The 25,371-nt window shown below is 58.8% G+C and carries 27 protein-coding genes; 12 read left to right on the forward strand and 15 right to left on the reverse strand.

What is annotated here, in order from left to right:
• Positions 1–56: 56 nt before the first annotated feature.
• Positions 57–3,608 (reverse strand): Ig-like domain-containing protein, encoded by a 3,552-nt coding sequence (locus BUB72_RS01175; RefSeq protein WP_073139230.1) that lies wholly within the window; start codon positions 3,606–3,608, stop codon positions 57–59.
• A gap of 251 nt (positions 3,609–3,859) precedes the next feature.
• On the opposite strand from BUB72_RS01175, the gene BUB72_RS01180 reads away from it, so the two are divergent.
• The gene (locus BUB72_RS01180; RefSeq protein ID WP_073139234.1) at positions 3,860–4,843 is read left to right on the forward strand and encodes an alcohol dehydrogenase catalytic domain-containing protein; all 984 of its coding nucleotides are present in this window, start codon (positions 3,860–3,862) and stop codon (positions 4,841–4,843) included.
• Here the strand turns inward: BUB72_RS01180 and BUB72_RS01185 are convergent.
• The gene (locus tag BUB72_RS01185) at positions 4,840–5,625 is read right to left on the reverse strand and encodes an IclR family transcriptional regulator (protein WP_073139238.1); all 786 of its coding nucleotides are present in this window, start codon (positions 5,623–5,625) and stop codon (positions 4,840–4,842) included. The genes BUB72_RS01180 and BUB72_RS01185 overlap by 4 nt on opposite strands.
• A 153-nt stretch (positions 5,626–5,778) precedes the next feature.
• Here BUB72_RS01185 and BUB72_RS01190 point away from each other — a divergent pair, with 153 nt between their 5' ends.
• The 6 genes from BUB72_RS01190 (at position 5,779) to BUB72_RS01210 (ending at position 11,325) form a co-directional block, all read left to right on the forward strand.
• A complete protein-coding gene (locus BUB72_RS01190; protein ID WP_073139243.1) occupies positions 5,779–7,380 on the forward strand; it encodes a GMC family oxidoreductase in 1,602 nt (533 codons plus the stop codon).
• On the forward strand, positions 7,377–8,045 hold the full coding sequence (locus tag BUB72_RS01195) for a TerC family protein (protein ID WP_073139246.1): 669 nt from the start codon (positions 7,377–7,379) through the stop codon (positions 8,043–8,045). The genes BUB72_RS01190 and BUB72_RS01195 overlap by 4 nt, the downstream gene beginning before the upstream one ends.
• A 134-nt stretch (positions 8,046–8,179) precedes the next feature.
• Positions 8,180–8,938, forward strand: coding sequence for a type 2 periplasmic-binding domain-containing protein (locus tag BUB72_RS01200; RefSeq protein ID WP_245814683.1), 759 nt, complete (start codon positions 8,180–8,182; stop codon positions 8,936–8,938).
• A 6-nt stretch (positions 8,939–8,944) separates the two neighbouring features.
• Positions 8,945–9,283 carry a type 2 periplasmic-binding domain-containing protein gene (locus BUB72_RS18980; RefSeq protein WP_245814684.1) on the forward strand — a complete coding sequence of 113 codons (339 nt, stop codon included), beginning with the start codon at positions 8,945–8,947 and terminating at the stop codon, positions 9,281–9,283.
• Positions 9,284–9,364: 81 nt separating this feature from the next.
• The gene (locus BUB72_RS18985) at positions 9,365–9,994 is read left to right on the forward strand and encodes a TRAP transporter small permease subunit (protein ID WP_073139249.1); all 630 of its coding nucleotides are present in this window, start codon (positions 9,365–9,367) and stop codon (positions 9,992–9,994) included.
• A complete protein-coding gene (locus BUB72_RS01210; protein WP_073139252.1) occupies positions 9,994–11,325 on the forward strand; it encodes a TRAP transporter large permease in 1,332 nt (443 codons plus the stop codon). Before BUB72_RS18985 ends, BUB72_RS01210 begins: the two co-directional genes overlap by 1 nt.
• A 28-nt stretch (positions 11,326–11,353) precedes the next feature.
• Here BUB72_RS01210 and BUB72_RS01215 read toward each other — a convergent pair whose 3' ends face one another.
• From BUB72_RS01215 to BUB72_RS01225, 3 genes are all read right to left on the reverse strand, one after another.
• On the reverse strand, positions 11,354–11,749 hold the full coding sequence (locus BUB72_RS01215) for a potassium channel family protein (RefSeq protein ID WP_217653832.1): 396 nt from the start codon (positions 11,747–11,749) through the stop codon (positions 11,354–11,356).
• 126 nt (positions 11,750–11,875) lie between these two features.
• Positions 11,876–12,217, reverse strand: a complete 342-nt coding sequence (locus tag BUB72_RS01220; protein ID WP_073139255.1) for a protein tyrosine phosphatase family protein — start codon at positions 12,215–12,217, stop codon at positions 11,876–11,878.
• Positions 12,218–12,344: 127 nt separating this feature from the next.
• Complete coding sequence (locus tag BUB72_RS01225) at positions 12,345–12,701, reverse strand: phasin family protein (protein ID WP_073139260.1); 357 nt, start codon at positions 12,699–12,701, stop codon at positions 12,345–12,347.
• A gap of 124 nt (positions 12,702–12,825) precedes the next feature.
• On the opposite strand from BUB72_RS01225, the gene BUB72_RS01230 reads away from it, so the two are divergent.
• Positions 12,826–13,536 (forward strand): VIT1/CCC1 transporter family protein, encoded by a 711-nt coding sequence (locus BUB72_RS01230; protein ID WP_073139264.1) that lies wholly within the window; start codon positions 12,826–12,828, stop codon positions 13,534–13,536.
• On the opposite strand, the gene BUB72_RS01235 is transcribed toward BUB72_RS01230, so the two are convergent.
• Positions 13,533–14,237 (reverse strand): endonuclease/exonuclease/phosphatase family protein, encoded by a 705-nt coding sequence (locus BUB72_RS01235; RefSeq protein ID WP_073139267.1) that lies wholly within the window; start codon positions 14,235–14,237, stop codon positions 13,533–13,535. The genes BUB72_RS01230 and BUB72_RS01235 overlap by 4 nt on opposite strands.
• A gap of 51 nt (positions 14,238–14,288) precedes the next feature.
• Between BUB72_RS01235 and BUB72_RS01240 the strand changes: the two genes are divergently transcribed.
• Complete coding sequence (locus BUB72_RS01240) at positions 14,289–14,945, forward strand: DUF2238 domain-containing protein (protein WP_073139270.1); 657 nt, start codon at positions 14,289–14,291, stop codon at positions 14,943–14,945.
• A 7-nt stretch (positions 14,946–14,952) separates the two neighbouring features.
• Here the strand turns inward: BUB72_RS01240 and BUB72_RS01245 are convergent, their stop codons facing one another.
• Complete coding sequence (locus BUB72_RS01245) at positions 14,953–15,264, reverse strand: chaperone modulator CbpM (protein WP_073139273.1); 312 nt, start codon at positions 15,262–15,264, stop codon at positions 14,953–14,955.
• 3 nt (positions 15,265–15,267) lie between these two features.
• Complete coding sequence (locus BUB72_RS01250) at positions 15,268–16,218, reverse strand: DnaJ C-terminal domain-containing protein (RefSeq protein WP_073139278.1); 951 nt, start codon at positions 16,216–16,218, stop codon at positions 15,268–15,270.
• A gap of 136 nt (positions 16,219–16,354) precedes the next feature.
• On the opposite strand from BUB72_RS01250, the gene BUB72_RS01255 reads away from it, so the two are divergent.
• Entirely contained in the window at positions 16,355–17,209 is an 855-nt protein-coding gene (locus tag BUB72_RS01255) for a universal stress protein (RefSeq protein WP_073139281.1), read from the forward strand.
• A 57-nt stretch (positions 17,210–17,266) separates the two neighbouring features.
• On the opposite strand, the gene katG is transcribed toward BUB72_RS01255, so the two are convergent.
• A complete protein-coding gene (gene katG, locus BUB72_RS01260) occupies positions 17,267–19,441 on the reverse strand; it encodes a catalase/peroxidase HPI (RefSeq protein WP_073139284.1) in 2,175 nt (724 codons plus the stop codon).
• A 168-nt stretch (positions 19,442–19,609) separates the two neighbouring features.
• Here katG and BUB72_RS01265 point away from each other — a divergent pair, with 168 nt between their 5' ends.
• Complete coding sequence (locus BUB72_RS01265; RefSeq protein ID WP_073139287.1) at positions 19,610–20,554, forward strand: LysR substrate-binding domain-containing protein; 945 nt, start codon at positions 19,610–19,612, stop codon at positions 20,552–20,554.
• The gene (locus BUB72_RS01270; RefSeq protein ID WP_073139290.1) at positions 20,544–21,374 is read left to right on the forward strand and encodes a shikimate dehydrogenase family protein; all 831 of its coding nucleotides are present in this window, start codon (positions 20,544–20,546) and stop codon (positions 21,372–21,374) included. Before BUB72_RS01265 ends, BUB72_RS01270 begins: the two co-directional genes overlap by 11 nt.
• A 30-nt stretch (positions 21,375–21,404) precedes the next feature.
• On the opposite strand, the gene BUB72_RS01275 is transcribed toward BUB72_RS01270, so the two are convergent.
• Genes BUB72_RS01275 through narJ form a run of 6 tightly spaced genes read right to left on the reverse strand, consistent with a single transcriptional unit; the run spans position 21,405 to position 25,370 of the window.
• On the reverse strand, positions 21,405–21,914 hold the full coding sequence (locus BUB72_RS01275) for a DUF2478 domain-containing protein (protein WP_073139293.1): 510 nt from the start codon (positions 21,912–21,914) through the stop codon (positions 21,405–21,407).
• A gap of 48 nt (positions 21,915–21,962) precedes the next feature.
• Positions 21,963–22,580 carry a carbonic anhydrase gene (locus tag BUB72_RS01280; RefSeq protein WP_073139296.1) on the reverse strand — a complete coding sequence of 206 codons (618 nt, stop codon included), beginning with the start codon at positions 22,578–22,580 and terminating at the stop codon, positions 21,963–21,965.
• A 4-nt stretch (positions 22,581–22,584) separates the two neighbouring features.
• Positions 22,585–23,115 (reverse strand): hemerythrin domain-containing protein, encoded by a 531-nt coding sequence (locus tag BUB72_RS01285; protein WP_073139300.1) that lies wholly within the window; start codon positions 23,113–23,115, stop codon positions 22,585–22,587.
• 18 nt (positions 23,116–23,133) lie between these two features.
• Positions 23,134–23,931, reverse strand: coding sequence for a peptidylprolyl isomerase (locus BUB72_RS01290; protein WP_073139303.1), 798 nt, complete (start codon positions 23,929–23,931; stop codon positions 23,134–23,136).
• A gap of 5 nt (positions 23,932–23,936) precedes the next feature.
• Positions 23,937–24,653, reverse strand: coding sequence for a respiratory nitrate reductase subunit gamma (gene narI, locus BUB72_RS01295; protein ID WP_073139306.1), 717 nt, complete (start codon positions 24,651–24,653; stop codon positions 23,937–23,939).
• A gap of 12 nt (positions 24,654–24,665) precedes the next feature.
• Entirely contained in the window at positions 24,666–25,370 is a 705-nt protein-coding gene (gene narJ, locus BUB72_RS01300; RefSeq protein ID WP_073139310.1) for a nitrate reductase molybdenum cofactor assembly chaperone, read from the reverse strand.
• Position 25,371: the final 1 nt, after the last annotated feature.

The raw sequence follows: 25,371 nt of genomic DNA on the forward strand, positions 1-25,371 counted from the left end.
TGTAAATTCGAGAGGTTGGAAAGGGCATATCCTGATGGATATGCCCCCGCCCGCTTTTAGTAGTTCACTGTGATGTCATGCTCGATCAGCAAGCTGCCATCGTCACCCAAGGTGTAGACGTCGTAAGAGCGCCCGTCGATTACCTCGGTGTTTGTCGTTTTGACGGCACCGGCAATGTTGACGGTGTCGGTGTTGTCGCCGTGGATCAGCAGCGCGTTGGTGTCTTCCGACAGCCCCAACAGGTCTGCCTCGGACAATGTCAGTTCGCTTTCGGCCACGATGGACAGATCAATCGCGCTGACGTTGAAGTTCGACAAGCCGTTCAACGAGACGCTGACCGTGCCGACCGCGTTGTCATCCAGTACCAACAAAGTGGCGCTTTCGTTGCCAACGCCATCTTCGGCATTCACGACAAGGTTCGATCCGTCCGGAATGCGGTTGTTGAAGGTGAACTGAAGCTCGTCGCCGCGCACCACATTGGTGTCATAGCTCACATTGCCAACAGCCCCAGTCTCGCTCACCTGACTGATCGCGACGATATCGTCGGTCAGCTCGGTGCCGATTCCGGACACGCCCGGATCACCGCGGAAGTATTCGGTGTAGGAGATCACCACAGGTGCGTCCGGCACCTCGGTGTCTACCGTGACAGGTGTCGACACGCTGTCAGGGTTGCCGTTGCGGTCGATCGTAGTGACCGTCACGTCCGAGGTGTATTCGCCCTGCGGAATTTCGTTCGGGCCAAATGTGACCGTCCAGCTGCCGTTGGAGCCGATTGTCGCTGCGCGCGGTGGCAGGTTGTGGAACGTCACCATCACCTCTTGTGCGCCCGGCTCGGTGGTCCCTGTCAGCGTGAAGCCGGTTCCTGCCTCGTTCGCGTCCACGACACCGTCACCGGTGACCGCATTCACACCAAGGTTGCGGACGATAGTATCGACCTGAACCGTCCCATTGGCGACAGCGGTGTTCCCCGCCGCATCCGTGAAGGTTGCCTGAACCGGAATGGTGGTCTCGACCCCTGCCGGAACATCGCCCGGACCGAAAGAAGCCTGCCAGTTGCCGTTGTTGTCGGTAACGACAGTGCGCGTTGCACCGCCGAAATCGACTTCCACGCGGGAGTTCGCTTCTGCCGTGCCGGTGATTTGCACACCGTCGCTGGCTTCCGCGATGTTGATAACGTTGTCGCCCTCAACATTGAGCGTATTGACCGACACATTCGCAATCGTGTCGACCGCAAAGCTTGACGTGGTCGAGGCCGTGTTGCCCGCGCCATCGGTCGCGACCGCAGATACGTTTACGTTATACTCACCGCTAGGCAGCGTGCTGGCCGAGAAGTTCGCCGTCCACGTTCCGTTGGAATTCGCGATAACGGTCTGACTGCCCAACATAACGCCCGCCTCGGATGCCATGGACACAACCACAGACGCACCCGGCTGGGCAGTGCCGGTCAAAGCCGTGCCACTCGCGCTTTCCGCAAGGTTCATCACATTGTCAGAGCCCGTGTTGTTGCCCGTGATCGCCACGTTGGTGATGGTATCAATCGCCATGGTCGATGTCGCAGTGTCGGTGTTCCCGTGCGCATCCTCGATGGCCACGGTCACATCCACCGTACGCTCGCCCGTCGGGATTTGCGACGCTTGGAACGCGACGTTCCACGTGCCGTCCGCACCCACAACACCGGTTGCCGTGCCACCGCCCGCAACGGAGACCGTGATATTGCCACCAGGCTCGCCCGTGCCGGACATCGTCACGCCATCCGCGTGGCCCGCCGCGTTTACGACGCCCGTGCCAGCAGCTTGACCTTCGATCTGCGCAATCTCGACATGGGTGATCGTGTCAACAGGGATGGTTGCCGATGTGGTCTCGGAGTTCCCCGAAGCATCAGTGGCCACCGCCGTTACAGTCACATCATATTCACCCGCCGGAAGCGAATTGGAAGGGTATTGAACCGTCCACGTGCCGCCGGACGTCGCTGTGACCGTTTGCGTACCGAGTGTCGCGCCAGTTGGCCCTGTCAACGTCACCACAACCGAAGCACCGGGCTGCGCCGTGCCGTTCAGCGCTGCAACAGTCGCAGCTTCAGCGTCGTTATAAGTGCTGTCTGCGCCCGCGTTATTTCCAGTGATCGCCACATTGGTGATGGTATCTACAGGGAATGTGGAGCTGGACGTTGCGCTGTTCCCAGCAGTGTCGGTCGCTACAGCCGTTACGGTCGCGTTATATTCGCCACCGGGCAGCGTGCCACCCGCAAACTCGGCCGACCATGTACCTGAAGAAGTTGCCGCAACCGCCTGAGTTCCAAGAACTTCACCGCTCTGCCCTGTCAAAGTGACCACGACAGACGAGCCAGCCTGAGCCGTCCCGTTCATCACAGTCGCATTGCCAACCTCAGCACCGTTATAGATACCGTCAGCACCGGAATTGTTACCCGTGATTGCCACCTCAGCAAAGGTGTCGACGACCATTTCAGCAGTCGCGGTCGCCATGTTGCCATAAGCATCCGTGCTCGTCACAGTAACAGTGCTGGTATATTCACCGGTGGAGACCTGATCCGCGCCGAAATCGACCGACCAGTTGCCGTCAGCATCAACAACCGCAGTTACCGTTGCACCGTTCTCTTCGATTGTGACGACCACATTGGCCCCCACTTCGCCGGTGCCCGTCAAGGTTACACCATCCGCATGCTCGACAGCATTGATGACGTCACCCGATCCGGTCGGGGCGCCATCAATGGTAACCACGTCAACCACAGTAACGGTATCGACACGCACCACATCGGTGATCGTTGTCACGTTGCCCGCCTCGTCCGTGGCGGTGATCGTCACGTCGACGTCATATTCGCCCTCGGGAACTTGCGTCGGGTCGAACACAACCTGCCAGTTGCCATCTTCGTCAACCACTGTTTCCTGCGTCTCGCCGTCAATCTCGACGACAATCGCAACACCAGCTTCGCCGGAGCCGCCGATCTCAACGCCATCGGCGTGATCATCGGCGTCAAACACGTGATCAACAGAAACAACGCCGGAGTCCAACGTCACCTCGGGGGCTTCGGTGTCAGGAGTCGTCCCTCCACCTCCGCCGCCACCAAGACCGCCAACAACTGCAGCACCACCTACAACGGCCGCCGCGGCACCAAGACCACCAGCACCCGCGCCACCCAATCCGGCGAGGATCGGAGCCGCCAGCATTGTCGCCGTTTCTTCGCCCGCGGCATCTGCCGCGATAATCGTATCAACCTCGGAGCCGCCTACATAGAACAGCGCATCATCCGGGCTCCACTTGCCGAAGACCTGCGCCTCGGCGTATTCCGCATTGACCAGCCCTTCCTGAGCACCGGCCAAATCAACTTCGGTCAGCAGACCGTCCGCGCTTATAAAGAGATCAGCATCGGCACTGAAGTATCCCTCAAGCCGGATCTTGCGCCCGTCGGCAAGGGTTACAATAACCGCATCGCCCGAACGCTCGTACCCAGCCACCTGAAACCTGCGCAGGTTCAGGGAGATGTCGTCGCCGCTGTTGATGAAAATTGTATCGGCGGTTTCGGTCTGCGCCAGCATACCACGCCTAATGTTGCCCGCACGATCACGAACAACGAACTCAATCGCTTCCATAGTTACCACTCCGCCTCTGACTCTCGGGCGCTTCTGCACCTCGATTTATTAAGCGATCTTAAATCAGAAATGTTCGATTTATCCAAGGGGAAAAGCCGATATATTTGATCTATTCCCATATGTTGTGGTTTTTCTTAACCTTACGGCAAGTGCCTAACGGCGAAATGTGCCCAAGAATTGCGAGTTATCCCTTGCTCGACATCGCACCTCCAGCAAAGCTGGGCCAAACCTGCAAAAAATAGGGCCACCCGATGCAAGCACTCGTCTACACCGCCCCCAAGGCCATGGAGATGCAAGACCTCCCAACCCCGACTGCGCAGGACGGGGAGGCTTTGATTGAGGTGAAATCGGTCGGAATTTGCGGATCGGACATGCACGGCTATCTAGGGCACGACGACCGCCGACCCGCCCCGCTGGTGCTTGGCCACGAAGCTGCGGGCGTTGTGACATCTGGCCCTAAGACCGGAACCCGCGTCACGGTTAATCCTTTGGTAACCTGCGGCACCTGCCCGGCATGCAGCAGCGGGCGCACCAATCTTTGCCCCACCCGCCAGATCATTTCCATGCCACCGCGCGAAGGGGCTTTCGCGCAATGGCTGACGATGCCCGAAGGCAATCTGATCGCCCTGCCCGACCACCTGAGTTTCGACCAAGCCGCACTGGCAGAGCCGCTGGCCGTGTGCTGGCACGCCATACGGCTCTGCGCGGCGCAGCCCTATGTCGACCTCACCGCCCCTACGGTCGTGATTGGCGGCGGGGCTATCGGGTTCGGGTCTGCCTTGGCGCTGAAAGCGTTTGGCGCGACAGACGTGACCTTGATCGAAACCAACCCGCTCCGCGCTGCACATTTGCGCGGGCTGATCGACATTCCAGTGTGCGAGCCTTCGGATATTTCCATGGGCCAAGCCGCGTTGGTTGTTGATTGCGTCGGCTATAAGGCCACCCGCGAGGCGGCCTGCGCCATGGCAGCCCCTGGCGCAACGATCTGCCATATCGGTCTTGGTGACAGCAACGGAGGACTTGATGTTCGCCGCATAACCTTGCAGGAAATAACAGTTTTCGGGACTTACGCCTATACCGAGAAAGACTTCCAAGACACCGTTGCAGCCATGGCAGACGGGCGTCTGGGTGCGCTCGATTGGGCCGAAGCCCGCCCGCTGTCAGAAGGGCCGCAAGCCTTTGCGGACATCCTTGGGGGCCGCGTTATGACGCCCAAAGTGATTTTACATCCCTAGATAAACAACGCATCGCGAAGCTTCTCTGCCCCCGATTGCAGCACCGGAAGCATGTCGCGCGCATGGGACAGGCTCATCCTTTGGGTCGGACCATGTACCGCCAACGAGGCGACGTAGCGCCCCGTCAAATCACGGATAGGCACCGCTACGGCGACCATATCATCCAGAAATTCTTCGTCATCTTCGGCATAGCCTTGCTTTGCGATCTGCTTCAGCTCCGCCATCAATGCCTCGGCTGACACATGGGTTTTGCGGGTATGGCCCGTCAAGTTCAGCGCAGTTACGAAGGCGACCCGCGCTTTCGGGGTCAACGAAGCCATGAACACCTTGCCCGACGCCGTGCAATGAAATGGCACATTCGTGCCCACAGGCAGCTGAATGCGAAATGACCAGTCGGTATCCACACGGTCCAGATAACGCATCCCCGCCTCTTCCGGCACAACGTAGTTCACCGTTTCCCCAACCGTTTTGGCAATTTCCGACAGCACTTGGTGGCGCGCGATATTGGCCCAGCTTGCATGCAGCAACCCCGCCGACATCAGACGCGTGCGGCGTGCGGCGCGGTAGCCTTTGCCGTCACCGTCGCGCACCAAAAACCCCTCGGCCTCCAATGTGGTGCAAAGCCGATGCACGGTTTGCTTGGGCAATCCGACCGAAGCGTTCATCTCGGTCGGTGTCATGGCCTTGTCGCTATGCCCCAATGCTTCCAGCAATAACAACGTGCGCATATTTGTCGGGATACGCGCATCCGTGTCGGTCTGTTGAGTTCCGGTCGCTGACATAAGTCCTCCAAGGCAAACGCGCCTGAGACCTTCTCGCTCAGCCCGCCACGCAACCGAAAAATGGAAATCACTTGTTTCAGTCGCGAATCCCTGTAGGTTAAACCCATCAAAAACGAGACCACAAGTCTCAATTTTTGATATCTGGAGGGATTTTTGGAATTTGACTATGTGATTGTGGGCGCCGGCTCGGCTGGATGCGCTATTGCGAACCGCCTTTCCGAGAGCGGTAAACATAGCGTTGCCCTGCTCGAAGCAGGCGGGCGCGACAGCAATCCGTGGATCCACATCCCCGTTGGCTATTTCAAAACCATGGATAACCCGAAAACGGACTGGCGCTACAAGGCGGCCAGCGATCCGGGCTTGAACGGGCGGTCTATCCCGTGGCCGCGTGGCCGTGTTCTGGGCGGTTCTTCCTCGATCAACGGTCTGCTATATGTGCGCGGTCAATCGCAAGATTACGATCATTGGGCCCAACTGGGAAATGCCGGATGGGACTGGGACCATGTCCTGCCCTACTTTAAGAAATCGGAAAACTGGCTTGGCGCAGACATTGGTGCGGACCGTGGAACTGGCGGACCTTTGCAAGTTTCCCCCACGCGCCTGAAGCGGGATATCGTGGACAAGTGGATCGACGCCGCCGAGGCCGCTGGCTATAAAAAGAACCCCGATTACAACGATGGCGACCAAGAGGGCGTGGGCTATTTCCAACTCACGATGTCGAAGGGTCGCCGTTGCTCTTCGGCGGTGGCCTATTTGAAACCAGCCCGTGGTCGTCAAAACCTTGAGGTTATCACGCATGCCCAAGCCAAACGGCTCGTCCTTGATGGTAAACGGGTCGTCGGCGTGCAGGTTGACATCAACGGCCAGCACACCGAAATTCGCGCGCGACGGGAAGTTATTTTGTCAGCAGGATCAATAGGTTCCCCGCAAATCCTCATGTTGTCGGGCATCGGGGATGTGGACACGATCAAACCTCATGGCATCGACATGGTGCATGAGCTGAAGGGCGTCGGGCGCAACCTTCAAGATCACCTGCAAGCCCGTCCGGTGTTTAAAACGGACCTGTCGACCATCAACGTGGAAGTGTCCAACTACTTCAAGCAGGGTCTGATCGCGTTGGAATACGCGCTGAAACGCACCGGCCCGATGGCGATGGCCGCGAGCCTTGGCACCGGCTTTCTCAAGACAGAGCCACATATGGAGGTCCCCGACATCCAGTTTCACATACAGCCCTTTTCTGCGACGCATCCTGCGGAAGGCCCGCATAAATTCTCGGCCTTTACCGCGTCGGTCTTGCAACTGCGCCCCGAAAGCGCGGGCCATCTTGAGTTGAAATCGGCCAATTGGCAGGACCACCCCGCCATCCACCCGAATTATCTGGCGACGGAAACCGACCAACGTACGATCGTGAAAGGCATCCAGATCGCCCGGCGCATCACAGAGTTCAGCCCGCTAAAAGAACATATTCTTGAGGAGTTTGCGCCGGGTCAGGACGTGGCCTTTAACGACTATGACGGCACCCTCGACTGGGCGCGCAACACCGCCGTTACGATCTACCACCCGACCGGGACCTGCAAGATGGGGCAAGACGACATGTCCGTCGTTGACGCGCGCTTACGGGTGCATGGCATCGAAGGTTTGCGGGTCGCGGACTGCTCCATCATGCCGACGATCGTGAGCGGCAACACCAACGCGCCGGCGATCATGATCGGCGAGAAAGTCTCTGATATGATCCTTGAGGACACCGCAGCATGATCGACACTTTACTGGATTTCGGCAAAATCGTCGTCGCTGACCTGATCCTGTCAGGCGACAACGCGTTGATCATCGGCATGGCGGCGGCAGGTCTTGCGCCTGAATTACGCAAGAAGGCCATTCTCTACGGCATGATCATCGCCGCTGTTTTGCGCATCGCCTTCGCTGTGGTCGCGACGAAACTGCTGGGCATTCCCGGCATCTTGTTTGTTGGCTCCCTGCTGCTGTTTTGGGTGTGCTGGCGGCTCTACACCGAAATTCGCGATAACGTAGATGAACAGGCCGAACTTGCGCTAGAGCGCGCCGAAGACCCGAACAGAGGCTATACCGGCAAGCCCACGCGGACGATGGCCTCGGCGCTGCTGTCGATCACCATCGCTGACGTCTCGATGTCGCTTGATAACGTGCTGGCCGTTGCCGCGATTGCCGATGGCGACACCAATATGCTGATCTTCGGGCTTGGCCTTGCCATCGTGTTGATGGCCTTTGCCGCAACCATGATCATGAAACTGTTAACCCACTATCCTTGGATCAGCTGGCTGGGGCTGATCGTGCTGCTCTACGTGGCCGGCGAGATGTTCTACCGCGGCGTCTTTGACGCCAGTACCGGGATCGGCCCGATGATGGGCTGGATCGAAGGGTATGAGATGGGCAAGGGCCACTAGCCCCTGCTCGCAGAATTCAACCACCGCACCTTGGAGGAGGAGCGCGGTGACCCGTTGAAGAAAAGGCGGCTCGGGATGCCTTCCCCGATCCGCCAAAGATGAAGCAGAAGGCTTGGACCTTAAGGGAGGACCTTATGTTGAACTTGAAAACCATCACGGCAGGCGCGCTAGGCTTGTCGATGTTGGCCTCGGCGGCATTTGCCGAGACCACAATTCGCGTGCAGTCGGTTATTCCGTCATCTGCGGATGAAATCGTCATGCTGAAAGACTTCGCCGAAGACGTGAAAGCGTTGACCGACGGTGAAGTCGTCATCGAAGTGCTGCCCGCAGGCTCCGTCGTGGGCGTGCAGGAAACGCTGGACGCGGTTGACGCGGGCCTGATCGAGGGCGGCTTCGCTTGGACGCATTACTGGTCCGGCAAGCACCCCGCCGCCATGCTCTTCGGCTCGCCTGTGGCCGGTGCCGGTGTCGGCATCGACAACATCGCGTTCATGTCGTGGTTCCTGAATGCAGGCGGCAAGGAGCTGTATGACCAGCTGTGGGTCGAGATGGGCGTGAACGTCAAAGGCTTCATGCTGCAACCGGTTGGCCCAGAGGCTCTGGGTTGGTTCAAAGAACCCATCGAGACCATGGCCGACTTCCGCAAATACCGCTTCAGGACACCTCCGGGCATTCCGGGCCAGACCTATAAGGACATCGGCGTGGCCTCGGTTGCCATGGGCGGTGGGGACATCCTGCCCGCGCTGGAAAAAGGCACAATCGACGCGGCGGAATGGTGCTGCCCTAAGCCTGACAGCGTCTTTGGTTTCCAGAAAGTCCTGAAGCATTACTACCTTCAAGGCTTGCACCAAGTGGTTGTGAACGCTGATCTTTACATCAATGGCGACGTCTAAAAATCCTTGACACCCTTGCAGCAGAAAGCCATCGAAGTGGCCGCCAACGCGTCGCTGATGAAGTCCATGGCCTACCGCATCCGCGAAAACGGGCTGGCACTGGACAAGCTGGTGAACGAGGACGGCGTGATCTTGCATGACACGCCTGCCGACTACTTCACCGAGTATATGGCCGCTGCCAACAAGGCTCTGGAAACCAACGCCGCCGACAACGCGTTCTTTGCGGAAGTGTGGCAGTCTCAGAAGGACTTCGCACGGACCGCAGTTCCGTTCTGGGCCGGTGCACAGACCTCCAACGCCAATCTGGGCCGCGCCTATGCGGCTGAACTGGCTGCAGGCAAGTAACGCCTGACCTTCCCTGCCCGCGTCACGTATTGCGGGCAGGACCTCAAACGTCACGGCCTTATCGCCAAGGGGAACAGTCCCATGATCAACGAAGATCAAGACAAGATCGACTTCTCGGAATACGAGAATGTCGGCGACGAGCTTCTCGCGGATGCGGGCGGAGCCGTGGGCAAGAAACTGCCCGACGACATGCACCCCCTTGCCCGCAAGGCCATTTACGCCATCGACAATTTCTCCAATTGGCAAGGCCGGATCGCCTGCTTGCTGGTGGTGCCGATCATCTTCGGGATGTTCTACGAGGTTATCGCGCGCAGCTTCTTTCTTGCGCCCACGTTATGGGCCTATGATCTATCTCGCATCCTTTACGGCGTGTCCTTCATGCTGGGGGCTGCCTACGCGCTGATGCGCGGGTTGCACATCCGAGCCGACTTCCTTTACCGCGGCTTCACCGAGCGCACGCAAGGCCGCGTCGACCTGATCCTTTATCTCGTGCTGTTCATGCCCTCGATGATGTTCTTCCTGAAAGCCGGTTACGACTTCTCGCTAAAGTCCTTCCTTCAGGGCGAGCGTGCGGGCGACAGCACCTGGGCGCCCATCGTGTGGCCCGTCAAAATCGCTCTGACCACCGGTGTGTTTTTCCTCTGCATCCAAGGCGTGTCTGAAATACTCAAATCGTGGTACGCCGCGACCCGTGGAAAGTGGCCGGTCTAATGGAATTCTCTAATGAAATAATTGGCCTGTTCATGATCGGGGCAATGCTGTTCGCGATTTTCATCGGCTTCCCCATTTCCTTCACCCTGATCTTCCTTGGTGTCGTCTTCGGCGCGTGGGGATTTGGAGTAAAGCTGACCATCTTCCTGATGACCCTGCAATTCTACAACTCGATGATGGAGCAGACCCTCGCGGCTGTCCCGTTATTTGTCTTCATGGGCTTTATGATGGAACAGGCAGGCTTGATGGAACGCCTCTTCGCGGCGATCCAGATGATGCTGGCCCGCATGAAAGGCTCGCTTTATGTGGCCGTGCTGTTCGTCTCCGTGGTCTTTGGCGCAGCAACGGGCATCGTGGGGGCTTCGGTCACCATTCTGGGCATCATGGCGGCGAAAACCATGAATCGCTCCGGCTATGACGTGCGGCTGGCCGCAGGGACGATCACGGCGGGCGGAACCTTGGGCATCCTGATCCCGCCGTCGATTATGCTGGTGGTCATGGGCCCTGTGCTGGAAATCCCGGTCACCGACCTGTTCGCCGCCGCGATCATTCCGGGCGTCATGATGGCTGCGCTATACCTGATCTATGCGGTCGGGCGCTGCTGGATAAACCCCAAGCTTGGCCCGCCCTTGCCGGAAGAGCTGATCGAGCCGGACAAAAGCAAGATCGCTTGGGAACTGCTTTGGGGGTTTGTGCCACCCACGATCCTGATCGCCTTCGCGCTCGGCTCGATCCTGTTCGGGTTGGCCACGCCCACCGAGGGCGCAGGTATGGGCGCGTTCGGCTCCATCCTGCTGGCGATGGGTTACCGCAAGTTCACGCTGAAAGGCTTCTACGACGCGTTGATCAAAACCTTGGAAATCTCGGTGCTGATCCTGTTCCTTGTGGCGGCGTCCAACTTCTTTGGCGCGGTGTTCTCCCGCCTTGGTACGCCAACAATGATCACCGAGCTGTTGCTGAACCTCGACGTGTCGGCATCCGTGGTGGTGATCTTGATCCTCGCGCTGGTTTTCGTGCTGGGCTGGCCGCTGGAATGGGTGCCGATTGTGCTGATCATCCTGCCGATCCTCGCACCTGTGCTGCTGGAGTTGCAGGTCGACATGCTGTGGTTCGCGATCCTTGTGGCGGTCTGTCTGCAAACCGCGTGGCTCAGTCCGCCCGTGGCGCTATCGGCCTACTTTCTGAAAGGCGTGGTGCCGGAGTGGGACCTAAAGGACATCTATCTGGGCATGATGCAGTTCATGGTGATCCAGCTGGTCGGCCTCGGGATGGTTTTCGCCTTCCCCGCTATCGCGACGTGGTTGCCGGTGTATCTGTACGGCGGCGGCTGACCCCCGTTTCGTTCCGGCAACGAAGCATCTAGCGTTGCCGGAACCGAACAACATCCAGAACTTCGACCAAAAACGCGGTGAACAGGCCAAACACCAACAGCCCGTTTGTGGCCGTCATCCCGGCCAGCAAACGCCAGTTCTCGTCAATCACGACGTCGCCGTAACCAACAGTCGTGAACGATACGATCGCGAAGTAGAGCGCGGTTTCGAGGCGATCAAACAGGCCGATATAAAGATAAACCCCTGCCCATCCCCAAATCGACAAGGTCAGCACCGTCAATATCCAGAACAGTGCGATGATCAACACGACAAGGGTCTGGACCGCACGGCCTTTGCGCCGCAGGCGGGCATCAACCTTGCGGAGCGCCCGTCCGGCAATTTCGAACAACCACGCTGCGATTAGCATCGAGATTATGATCACCACGGATCCGACAAACAAAGCTTTAATCAACGGTGCCAGTTCCCTGATCTTCCAAAACCTAAATCACTTGGATCAGGGTAACGTCACTGTCGCAGGCATGCCACCAGATATAGCCAGCAATGCAGATCCTCAGGCTTCTTTCGCCATTAATGCGTTGACCAGCGCTTCGCACCGCGCTCCGGTTTCGCAATAGGCCAGGATGGGGTGAGGCAGCGTTTTCATCAACGCGGCCATCGCATCGACGTCATCCGCCGTTGGACCACTCATATCAATCGGCAAATATGCAGCCTCCATCCCGGCATAGACCGCGGCTTGGCGCATTTCCTCAAACAGGCTTTGATCAATCGCTTCGCCGTCTGGGCGGTTGCTGACAATCGAGTTGAAGCCAAGCGTATGGATCAACGCCAAATCCTTGGCAGATGGTTGCGCACAGACACTGATTTCAGGCGTTATCTTTCGGGTCTTCACCATAGGGTAGTCCTCCGCTTGGAACTGCGGGAAACCCCGCGTGATGCTGCAATTTCACAAGTGCTAGCATCACGCCGCCGGGCGATCCTTAATCTATATCAAATACCAATGCGGCGTGATCGCGCCCAATCTAGTCGGGCATTATTTTGGTGGCAGGCATCTTCGCCATGGCGACTTTGCCCAGTTCGACCAGCTTGCCCGTTTCGGCAGAGTACTGATCCACCGCTTTCTGCACGAACTCCGCCTGAATATGCTGAACCTGCGCCAGTGATTTTGCATGCAAAATCTGATGCTGAGTCTTTACGTCTTCTTTCACACGATCAGCGACAAAGCTTAGAACTTCAGAGCCGAGATCGCTCATCGCTTCCAGCCATGCCGTCCCCATCGTGGAGGTCGAGGCAAAGCCCGCGCTTTGCATATCGCGGATTGCGGCAAGCGCCGGATTGTCTAAGGCGGGTTTGGTTGTAGATGTTGTTTTGGCAGCCATGGTGCAGTCTCCTGGGTAAAAGGCAGTTGCAGTATTTCACCTTTATACAAAATGCTCTTTGATTTTGGTCAAGGTCACCTTTGCCATCCCCTGCCAGAATGGGTTTTTAGGAGGAAACCCGCCGATGCAGGACCACGGACACAGCAAAGCCGAGATCGCCAAGCGGATTTCCGGCGAGGGTCAAGCCTCGCATCTGCGCGACATGATCTATGGCGGGATTGACGGCGCGGTGACGACATTTGCCATCGTCGCCGGAGTTCAGGGTGCAGGGCTGTCGCCGACCATCATCATCGCCTTAGGCATTGCCAATGTGCTGGCGGACGGGTTTTCCATGGCGGCTGGCAACTATTCCGGCACCAAGGCCGATCTGGATGACCGCAACCGGCTGAGCGCGCTGGAGCATCGGCACATCAAGGAATACCCTGAAGGTGAGCGCGAGGAGTTGCGCCAGATATTGGAACTCAAAGGCCTCAGCGGCGCGTTGCTGGAAGATGCGACGGACGCGATCACCAACAATTCGGAAAAATGGGTGGAGATCATGCTGACCGATGAATACGGTTTGGCCCCGACACCCCCTGCCCCAATGAAGGCGGCCATCGCAACTTTCGCGGCGTTTCTGGTTGCAGGCATCGTACCGCTGTTGCCGTTCCTGCTGGGGTTGCCCAACCCGTTCCTGATCGCGGCCTGTGCCACGGCCTTGGTGTTCTTCGCCATCGGCACCGGCAAAAGCCGCTGGTCGCTGGCACCGTGGTGGCGGTCGGGGTTGGAAACACTTGCCATCGGCTCGACGGCCGCGGCGATTGCCTATTTCGTCGGAACGATGTTCCACATCTAGACGGGAGCGATGTCGCCCCAGATCGGTAGATGGTCCGACGCGCGGCGCGCCAATGGTCCTTCTTCGACGCCAGCGCTGCGCAACTCGAGGCCGCCACTTAAGGCAATCCGATCAAGCGAGGCGATCTGACGTCGCGCATGAAAGGATTGCCCTGGAATGTGAACCTCGAAGCGTCCCGCCAAAGGCTCCATGCCGCGGCGGGTCGACCATTCGTTGAAATCACCGATCAGGACCGTCGGGCGGTCCCTATCGGTCTGTTTCAGAATGGTCTCGAATTGCTGCACGCGGTTCCGCCGGATCAGGCCCAGATGCGCCGCGATCAAGTCCAGTTCGAACGGCCCGCCCAATGTCAGGCGCACCGCCCCGCGTGGCTCCAGGCCGGGCAGGTCCAGATGCGTCACCTTGCCAACCGAGATGCCCTTGCGCACCAGCACAGCATTGCCATGCCAGCCAAGCGCCACTGCGTTGCGGGCAATTGGTGCGACCTCGAAATCCGTCTCTCGTGAGATCAGGTCGCGTGCGAGGGCTGAGGGGCGTGCGCCGAGGCGCATATCGGCCTCTTGCAGAGCCACCACATCGGCCTCCAAGCCGTTGATGACCTCAAGTATGCGCATCGGGTCACGCCTTTGATCCAGCCCACGCGCCTTGCGGATGTTGTAGCTGGCGACACGCAGCGTCGGGGATGACTTGAGGCGGCTCATGCTTGATAGATAGGGTCAGGCTCCCCACGTTTGAAGAAGGAGGGCGTTCACGTGGCATTTACATTGAAAAACCAAAGCCCGTTGCTGTTGCTCATCTGGGGGCTGCTTCTGGCCGTGTCCCTGATCGCACTGGTCTTGGGCCGTTATTCCATGGCCTTCGTGGCCTTTGCGACCTTTGGTTTGTCACTGGCCCCCAACCTGCTGGCGTCGCGCTTCAAGATTGCACTGCCCGTTCCGTTCGTTGTGGCGATCACAATGTTTCTCTTTGCCACGGTCTTTCTCGGCGAGGCTTTCGATTTCTACGGGCGCTTCTGGTGGTGGGATATCGCGCTCCATGGAACCTCCGCCATCGGGTTCGGCCTCACCGGATTCTTGTTCGCGTTCATGCTGTTCGAAGGCGACCGTTTCGCGGCCCCGCACTGGGCGCTGGCGCTGATCGCGTTTTCGATTGCCATGACGACAGGAGCACTTTGGGAGGTATTCGAGTTCACCATGGACAGCCTGTTCGGGTTGAACATGCAGAAAACCGGCCTCGACGACACTATGGGCGATCTGATCGTTGACGCGATTGGCGGGGCATTGGGCTCCTTCGCGGGCTATCTTTATCTGACAGGATCGGACAAAGGCCTGCTGGCCCAGCCGATACGGCAATTTGTCGCCCTCAACCGAAGGCTCTACCTGAAGTCACGCAACAAACTGCGCAAATAGCGCCAAACTATGATGCCATTCCAAACCGCCCCAGCAAGCGGCGCAGGTGGTCACGTTCTTCCAACAGGTCCAGCGCCAGAGCAATTCCGGGCATGTTGATGCCAAGGTCACGCTCCAGCCTGCGGGCTTTCTTGGCCCGCAAAACGCTGATCTGGCTGAAGCTGTATTCCGCCTCTCCCGCACCATGCGGTTCCACGACGCCGTGCTGGATCAGCTCCACCACCCAAGCCTCGTCCGCGTCGCAAAAGCGGCACAGCTCGTGCAGGGTCAACTCGTCCACCAGATTGTCTTCGTCGCTATGTGATTTTGCCTTCTTCATGGTCTAGGCCTCCATGCTTTTGCGCGGATCAAAACTCATTTCTTTCGCCATCTGCTCGTACAGCGCCTGCCCCGCCTGCGTTGTGGTGGGCGGGTTCACGATCTTCAGAACCGCATAAAGATCGCCGGCCAACTTGCCAGGAAGCCCGCGTCCCTTAAGGCGTAGCTTCTGGCCGGTGCGGGCGTTTTCGGGAATGGTGATCCCCACCTCGCCCCCCGGCGTTGGCATCGTGACTTTGCCGCCCAATGCCGCCTCCCAAGGGGTTACGGGCAGATCGACATAGATATCGCGCCCGTCGATGCGGTAGGTCGGATGCGGCGCGAACGCCACCTCAAGGAACAAATCCCCCGCAGGTCCGCCACCAATCCCCGGAGAGCCTTTGCCCTTCAACCGGATATGCTGGCCTTCACGAACGCCTTTAGGGATTTTAACAGATACGTTGCGATCTTTCAGCATCATCCGTCCTGCATCGTCCATTTCGGGAACCCGCATCGTTAAAACGCGGCTGGTGCCGTTGAACGCATCCCCGATATCTAGGGTCACGCGGGCATGTTGATCTTGCCCTGCGGCCCGCATGCCTGACGTCCGTCCCTCAGCCCGCGCGCCAGAGCGGAACAGGTTCTCGAAGAAGTCGCTAAAGGCCGCATCCTCGGGACCGCCCGCACCATGCGGCGGGTCGGAAAACTGATAGCCCTGCTCCCAATCAGGCGGTGGTCGGAAGCCCTGCCCGCCCCTAGGCGGCTCTGCCCCGAGCGCATCATAGGCAGCGCGTTTCTCGGCGTCGCCCAAGACAGCAAAGGCTTCGCCAGCCTCCTTGAACTTGGCGTCCGCGTCTTGATCGGCATTCACATCCGGATGATATTTTCGCGCCAGCTTGCGATAGGCTTTCTTTATCTCATCCTGAGTCGCCGTCCGGTCGACGCCCAGAGCCTTGTAATAGTCCTTGTAGTCCATAATCTGCGGATGCTCCGGTTGAATAGTCGCTTTGCAAGCAAGTGTATCACGGATTTTTCGCACGCGTATTGAGACATCGCAAACAGGACCCCCACCATTCGTGTTAGATTAAGCCAAACAGCCAAGAGGTTTTGATATGAAAAATGCAACCATCCTATCGATCATCGGAGCGAACTGCCCGACGGAGACCCTGTCACCCGTGGCCGATGCGGCGCGTGCACATAATCTTCATCTGGCCTACCTCGCGGTCGGTGCCATCCCGCAATTCCCGAATTTCGGCGTCGGCATGCTGCCCTATGGAAGCCCCGTCGTCCCTGATACGTGGCAAGAGTCGGTCCAGCAGGTGAATACCGACTTGAAGGCCAAACTTGACGAGGTCGAGGCCATGCTGGCCAAGGAAGGATTGTCGGGGGACGTGTCCTCGGTTTACGCAGAACCCGCAGGGCTGGCAGAGCTGGTCTCATGGCGCGCAAAAGTGTGTGACTTAGCCCTCATTTGCAACGGGTTGCGCAGCGAACCTCTGACGTTCAAGAACGTCCTTCACGGTCTGTTGTTCAACTCTGCGGCCCCTGTGGTCCTCAACGATAGCGCGGGCGTCAAAACCTTGTCGGCGAAAAATATTCTCGTGGCGTGGAACACAAGCCTGCCGGCCTCCCGCGCGGTCAAGCGTGCGATCCCTCTGCTCAAACAGGCTGAAAGCGTCACCATTGCGTGCTTTGACCCGAAAATGAGTGAATTGGCAGACGGTGAAAATCCGGGCTCCGACGTCGGGAAGTGGCTGACGCACCATGGCTGCAACGTCACGGTGGAACAGCATCCAAGCGGCGGCAAAGAGGTTGCCACTTGCATTTTGGAGCGTGCGGCGGAAGTCGGGACGGATTTGGTGGTTGCTGGGGCTTATGGCCACTCGCGGCTGCGCGAGAACCTGTTTGGTGGCACCACCGCCAGCCTGTCAGAACAAACAGACGTCGCCGTGTTTATGGCCCATTAAGACCTGTAAGACGGCAAAAAGCCCCCGCGCAGCCAGACAGCCGCGCGGGGGTTATTCTTAGGCCAGATCGAAACGATCCGCGTTCATCACTTTGGTCCATGCGGCAACGAAATCCTTTACGAACTTCTCTGTGTTATCGTCCTGCGCATAGACCTCCGCGTAAGACCGCAGCACCGAATTCGACCCGAACACAAGATCAACCCGCGTGGCCGTCCACTTGACCGCGTCGGTCTTGCGATCACGGATTTCGTAGAGATTGTTGCCCACAGGATTCCACGTGTTGTTGATATCGGTGAGGTTGACGAAGAAATCTGTCGTCAGCGCCCCCTCGCGATCTGTGAACACGCCGTGCTTGGTGCCGCCATGATTGGTGCCCATAGCCCGCATTCCGCCGACCAATACGGTCATCTCATGCGCCGTCAGGCCCATAAGTTGCGTGCGGTCCAGCATCAGCTCTTCTGCGCCAACGGCGTAGTCCTTCTTCAGCCAGTTGCGGTAGGCGTCGTGGATCGGCTCCAGCGGCTCGAAGGATGGAGCGTCGGTCATCTCGTCCGTCGCATCGCCCCGCCCTGCGGAGAAAGGAACAGTGACATCAAAGCCCGCGGCCTTCGCCGCCTGCTCGACACCGACATTGCCGGCCAGCACAATCACATCCGCTATGCTGGCACCCGTGTCGGACGCAATGCCCTCCAGCACGCCCAGAACTTTGGCCAAGCGATCCGGCTCGTTACCGTCCCAGTCTTTTTGCGGGGCCAGACGGATACGCGCACCGTTCGCACCCCCGCGCATGTCAGAGCCGCGATAGGTCCGCGCGCTGTCCCATGCGGTCGAAACCATCTCGCTCATCGACAATCCGCTTTGGGCGATCTTTGCCTTCACCGCATCGACATCATAACCGGTGTTGCCCGCCGGGACCGGATCTTGCCAGATCAGGTCTTCTTGCGGCGCTTCCGGCCCGATGTAGCGGACTTTCGGTCCCATATCGCGGTGCGTCAGCTTGAACCAAGCCCGTGCGAACACTTCGGAGAAATAGTCGGGGTTCTTGTAGAACTTCTCGGAAATCTCGCGGTAGATCGGGTCCATTTTCATCGCCATATCGGCGTCGGTCATGATCGGGTTGCGGCGCACGGACGGGTTCGCGGAATCGACGGGTTTGTCTTCTTCCTTGATGTTGACCGGCTCCCACTGGTTCGCGCCTGCAGGGCTTTTGGTCAGCTCCCAGTCATAGGTGAACAGCAGGTAGAAATAGCCATTGTCCCACCGGGTCGGGTTGGTGGTCCAAGCGCCCTCAAGGCCACTGGAGACCGTGTCGCCACCCACGCCGGTTCCCGTCGGATTGTGCCAGCCAAGGCCTTGCCCCTCTAGCCCGGCACCCTCCGGTGACTCGCCAATCACGTCCGCATTGCCGTTCCCGTGGCATTTGCCAACAGTGTGGCCACCAGCCGTAAGAGCCACGGTTTCCTCGTCATCCATCGCCATGCGAGCGAAGGTTTCGCGCACTTGCAAGGCACTCTTCAGAGGGTCGGACTTACCGTTCACACCTTCCGGGTTCACGTAGATCAGGCCCATTTGGACGGCTGCCAACGGGTTCTCCATGGTCGACGGGTCTTCAAGGTTGTCGTAGCGGCTGTCGCTCGGGGCCAGCCATTCTTTCTCCGCACCCCAATAGACGTCTTTCTCAGGTGCCCAGATATCGGCACGGCCATAAGCAAACCCGTAGGTTTTCAGCCCCATGGATTCGTAAGCGGCGTTTCCCGCAAGGATCAGCAAGTCGGCCCAGCTGAGCTTGTTGCCGTATTTCTTCTTGATCGGCCACAGCAGGCGACGCGCCTTGTCGAGGTTCACGTTGTCAGGCCACGAGTTCAATGGCGCAAAGCGCTGGTTTCCCGTAGCACCACCGCCACGGCCATCAGCCAGACGGTATGTGCCAGCCGCATGCCACGCCATGCGGATCATCAAGCCGCCATAATGGCCCCAATCTGCTGGCCACCAGTCCTGACTGTCTGTCATAAACGCGTACAGATCTTTCTTCACAGCATCATGGTCGAGGGTTTTGACCTCTTCACGGTAATCAAACTCTTCCCCCATGGGGTTGGTCTTCGCATCATGCTGGTGCAAAATGTCCAAGTTCAACGCATTCGGCCACCAATCCATGACAGTGGCCTCCAAATCGGTGTGAGACCCGTGCATGACAGGGCATCCGCCCGCACCGCCAAGTTTGTTTCCGTCCATGATGTTCTCCGCTTGCTGTCTAAAACTGTGGTGTCTTGGCGTCGCCCGATCAGGCACTCGCGATCCAAAAGAATCCCCCCAAGGACACCTCTTCTTCCGAGTCAATTATAGGCGTTAAAATCTATAGTTAAAATTTGTATTTTCTAATTATATCTATAACTTCTGATTATGAGTCAGATCACCTTGAAACATCTCAAATACTTCGAAGCACTTGCCCATCACGGCCATTTCGGGCGGGCTGCCGATGTGTGCTCGATTTCGCAACCCGCGCTGTCTGTGCAGATGAAAGAGCTGGAGCAAATCCTCGGCGCGCCGCTGGTCGAACGCAGCACCCGCAAGATACGCCTGACCCGACTGGGTGAAGAGTTCGCCATCCGCGCCCGCGAGGTGCTGCGTTCCGTGGACGAGCTAAGCGACCTTGCCCGCGCCTCCCGAAACGAGCTGTCCGGTCCGTTCCGCATCGGTATCATCCCGACGATTGCACCGTACCTGTTGCCTGCCTTCGTCAAACGCCTGTCGAAACACCACCCTGATCTGGATCCGCACCCGCGCGAGGCCGTCACGCAACGCCTGATCGACGATCTGCTGGACGGGCGGCTCGATGCGGCAATCGTCGCCCTTCCGGTATCGGAGGCATCCCTGACCGAGGTGGCCCTGTTCGACGAGGACTTCGTGTTGGTGCGCCCTCTTGCTGACGCCGACAAACCTGTCCCCAGCTCTGACAAGCTGCGTGAAATGCGGCTGCTTTTGCTAGAGGAAGGCCACTGCTTCCGCGATCAGGCGATTTCGTATTGCAACCTGTCGTCATCCCTGCCGCGCGACTTGATGGAGGCGAGTTCGCTCTCGACCTTGGTCCAAATGGTCGGTGCGGGCATTGGCGTCACTTTGATCCCCGAGATGGCAGTGCCAATCGAGACCCGCTCCGCCGCTGTGTCTGTCGCGCGACTGCCCAAGCCCCAACCCTCCCGCACAATCGGCATGGTGTGGCGCAACACCAACCCTTTGGCCGACCACCTGACGGGCATTGCGGAGTTGTTCCGTGACGTGGGAACAAGCCAAGCGAAGTCATTTAACAACCCAGTTGCAGATAGAGCACGACACCATGACCATTAAACTCGGACTGATTGGGGATAATATCGCCGCATCAAAGGCCCCTCACCTGCACCGAACAGCAGGGCAGCTAACAGGGGTAGAGGTCACCTATGACCGCCTCGTCCCCAAAGAGATGGGCCTGACCTTCGAAGAGGTTTTCGCACAGGCGCAAGCCAGCGGGTTTCGCGGGCTCAACGTGACCTACCCGTATAAAGAGCTGGTGGTGAAGAAGGTCACCGTGACCGATCCCTTGGTGCGTGCGATTGGCGCGGTGAATACGGTTGTGTTCACGCCAGATGGACCACAAGGACACAACACCGATTACAGTGGCTTCGTGCGGGCCTACCGCTCTACGCGCGACGAAAACCCCGGGAAGGTCTGCCTGATCGGGACAGGAGGCGTCGGCAAGGCAGTCGCGTTCGGCCTGATCGCGTTGAACGCGAGAGAAATCCGCCTTGTCGATCTCGACGGTGATAAAGCGCGCGAGCTGGCCGAGGCGTTGATCGCCTTTGCCCCTGACATCCACGTTACAGTCTCCTCAGACGTGATCACCGCCGCGCAAGGTGCGGGCGGTATAATCAACTGCACACCGCTGGGCATGGGCGGCATTGGTGGCACCCCCCTGCCCGCCGACGCGATGCGCGGTGCGTCTTGGGCCTTCGATGCAGTTTATACCCCTGTCGATACCAACTTCCTGCAAGATGCGACGCACGCAGATCTACGCATCATTTCCGGCTACGAGCTGTTCTTTGGCCAAGGTGTCGACGCTTGGGATATCTTCACCGGTATCGCCATAGATCACGCAGCACTTCGTGCTGCCATTCAAGGCGACGCGCTATAATCAAATCTGCCGCTCTTGATCTGTGACCGCCTAAGCCGGCTCCATCGTCGCCTCGACCCATTCGACCAAAGCCTCAGCGTTTGGCTCTACCATTTGGGCGCACCCGTCGGTAAATTCCAGGAACGCGTGCTCGCTGAGCCCGTTTGTTCCAACAAGAACCGGAACGCCGAGCGAAATGGCCTCCGCTATAATATCCCTGAAGCCACGTCCGTCGGCCTCGTGCTTGCCGAACTTGTTGACGATCAGCACATCCGCCCCCGCCCGAAGCTGCTGCGTGGCCATGCCAACGGCGCGTTCCAGCGCGTCGGGGTCAAGGCGACATCCATGCGACTCCTTGCCAAGGCTTTGCGAAATCCGGATGGCAGGCCCGTCTGGAAGCACCAGTACATCCATATCACACGGGCCGTCGCAGACCCGTTCGGTATTCACCTGAACGGTGCCGCACAAGCGCAGCCCCTTGCCAGCGAGTGTTTCGGCAAGCGTTGCCAGCATCAAGTCCGTGTCGCCGCGACCGGGCGCGATTGTGTAAGCAATGTTCATATGCTCAGCCTTCCTGCAAAGAGAGAGAGTTAAAGAGGTTATTCCGGCTCACGACTGAGCCTCCGACTGAAAGTGACCGGGGCCGACGGTGCAATCGAGGTCGCGCAGCAGGCCGTTCTTCAGGCCGTAGATCAAGCCGTGAATGCGCACGCCAACACCGGCTTTCCACGAGCGTTGGATAATCGGCGTCTCGGCAATCCGCCGGACACCTTCGATCACGTTCAATTCCGCCAGCCTGTCCTGCCCCAGCTCTGCATTGGCCAGCGTCGATAGATCAACCGCATAGGACCGCGCCAAGCGCCGGATGGGTTCCAGCCAATGGTCGGCCAAGCCGTGCGGCAGATCATCCGTCGCCGCTTTCACGCCACCGCAGCCATAATGGCCGCAGACGATCACCTCGCGGATATTTAGTGCATCGACCGCGAACTCCAGCGACGACAACAGGTTCATATCCGTCGAATGAACCACATTCGCGACGTTGCGGTGAACGAATACCTCGCCGGGATCAAGCCCTGCGACGACATTGGCCGGCACGCGGCTGTCCGAGCAGCCGATCCAGAAGAATTCCGGCGTCTGGCGCGTGGCGAGGCGGGCAAAGTAGCCCGGCTCCTCTTCATTGCGCTGGCGCGACCACTGCGCATTCCGGTCAAGAAGGGTTTTTAGCATGGCGCTATCCTATCACACGGTGGAGCCCACGCCGCTCAAGCATGTGCCGCCGCATTTTATCAAGGTCATTTGCCTTCAAGCGGACCCGCGCGATGGGCAGCAAAATTGCATTCTCGACGCTTATATGACTGCGGGCATGCGACGCGAAGTTCCGGATCATCCGGCGGGTCCGCTGCGACATCGGCGTCGCCTTGCCCAGAAGCGAGACAATCGCCGGAAGGTCGACCATCGCATGGCCATGGTTGGAGTGCAGTCGCGTGATCACGTCGTCGATCCGGTCTTCGGCCTTGCACCGCAAACGCATCAGCGGAACCAGGTCCTCGTTCTCGTCTTGTAGATGCAAGGGAAGCTCTTCCTTCAAATAGGTGATGACGGTTGTCACGTCCGCGGCCTCTGGGGCCGCGGACTGGGCTATCTGGTCAAGCAGATCACAGATACCACGTTCGCGGGTGTTGTCTTCCACCAGAAAATCCAGTGGATTTCCAAGCTCCCGTGCTGAATGGAAATATCCAATTCTTCGATGTGAGCCGGTCATGAAGTCACCCTCGGATCGCTAGACAGGTTTCAAATCGGCCCCTTTGATTTCGGACGCCTGAACCAGTTGATCGACAAACTCCCGCGCCTGACGCGCCCAAGTCGCCTTTTCCATGGCATCAGAAATTTTCTGACGCACGCTCTCGAATGGCAGAGGTTGTCCCTCGGCCAACGCATCCAAGCGGATGATGTGATAACCGTGACGGCTCAAAACCGGATTTTCGGTAATTTCACCCTCCGACATCTCGCGTAGAACGGCTTCGAACTCCGGCACCGTATCGCCCGGACCAAGCTGGCCCAACGCCCCACCCGAAGACTTGGAGCCACAATCGCTTTCGCGCTTAGCCAACGACGCGAAACCTTTGGGCTCCTTGAACGCCATTTTGGCGATCAGTTCGGCGCGTTTGAGCGCTTTCTCCGTGGCCGCTTTGTCACGCGGATCGCAGGCGCACAGAACATGCGACACCTCCCAAAGTACGGGCGAGCGGAACCGCTCGGGGTTGCGATCGAACTCGGCGCGGATGTCGGCATCGTCGGGCGCGCCGACATCCACCGCCTGATCGAGAAGGCCCCTGATCAGGGCCTCCTCTTTTGTCTCGAAGCGTCCCGGCCCGACTTCGGCCGGTTCAGCTTGCAAACCCTGCCGCTTGGCTTCTTGCAAGAGCAAGGTGCGCACGGCCACAGCATTGGCCGCTTTGCGCCACGCGATACCGGGTTTGCCCTTCGGGGCATCATGGTGCTGCGTCTCGGCCGCGATCAATGCGTGCGGGACGGTTTCGCCGTTGACCACAAGGTCAGGGAACAAAGATGCGTTCATAGATCCTACTCCGCAGGTTTTACTGATTTGCGGCGAGACCGCACGATTTGGTAGCCGGGCCGCGAGAGGTAGCGGAACGGTGCCGCAAATCCCGAGATCATGTGCACCAGTCGCGTGAACGGGAACAGGATCGTAATCAGAAGCCCGAGGAAGATGTGGATTTTGTAGAGCCAGTGAACATTCACAACCATCGCCCACGCGTTGAGCTTCAGGAAGACCACACTTTGTGACCATGTCATGAAGCGCACCATTTCGGCCCCGTCCATATGTTGGAGCGTCAGCGTGATGGTGCCTAGACCGATCAGCAGTTGCAGCCAGATCAGAACCAGAATTCCGATATCCGCAAAGCTTGTGTGCCGCCAGATACGCGGGTCGGTGACGCGGCGATGGATCAACAGCGTGGCGCCGATCAGCGCCATAATACCCGCCGTGCCGCCAAGGATAACGGCCATCCACTGCTTGAGCGCATAAGGAACGCCAAGCGCGTCCAACACCCAAACCGGGGTAAACAGGCCAACCAGATGCCCGCCGAAGACGGTGATGATGCCCACGTGGAACAGGATAGAGCCCCACACAAGCTGTTTGCGCCGCAATAGCTGGCTGGAAGACGACTTCCACGTGAACGGATCACGCTCGTAGCGTGCGATCGACCCGACAACCAGAACGGTCAGCGCGATATAGGGCATGATCCCGAAGATGAAGTAATCAAGATGTTCTTGCATGTTGTTTTCTCCCTATTCGGCCGCATGCTGCGGCGCGGGGGTGACAGGTTCGTCCATGCGTGAAAGCATGTCGCGCACTTGTGGGCAGCCGGCGTTCGGATCAGGGCCGAACAGCACTTCGCTCTCCTCCCAAATCTCGTCCAGCGCCTCTAGGTCGTTGGGATCGACGTCGGGTTGCTCCAGCAGTTCGGCAACCGCCGCGCTGTCAACCTTCGCGCCTGAAAGCTGCAATAGAGCGGCAAACACCGCGCCATAAGCGCTTTCGCGACGTGCCAACCGTTCGGTCAACGCGTCAAAGATATGGGCCGCATCCGCCAGGATGTCTTGAGCCTCATCCGCCGGACGGGTCGCCAGAAACTCCAGCAACACCGGCAAATGATCGGGCAGCTCCGAGGTGGCAGGCTCAAACCCGCCATCTCTGTAGGTTTCTACCAGAGACACCATCGCCCCACCCCTGTCGCGACTTTCGCCGTGAACGTGCTCGAACAGATTGAGCGACAATGTGCGCGACCGGTCGAACAGCATCACATACTGCTCTTGCAGCTCGTAGATGTCGCTCTCGCTGAGGGCTTCGACCAGCGGGCGCAACGCCCGCCGTGCCGCTGTTGTAAGGCGGGACTCGGCGGCAAGAACACCGCCGATTTCCGGCATGGCTTCCTGCAAATCCCGCGTCGGGTAGCTCAGGATCAGCGAGATCGCTTTAAGAGTACGGTCCATG

Origin of the sequence: Litoreibacter ascidiaceicola (genome assembly GCF_900129235.1) — a bacterium.
Classification (GTDB): Bacteria; Pseudomonadota; Alphaproteobacteria; order Rhodobacterales; family Rhodobacteraceae; genus Litoreibacter; species Litoreibacter ascidiaceicola.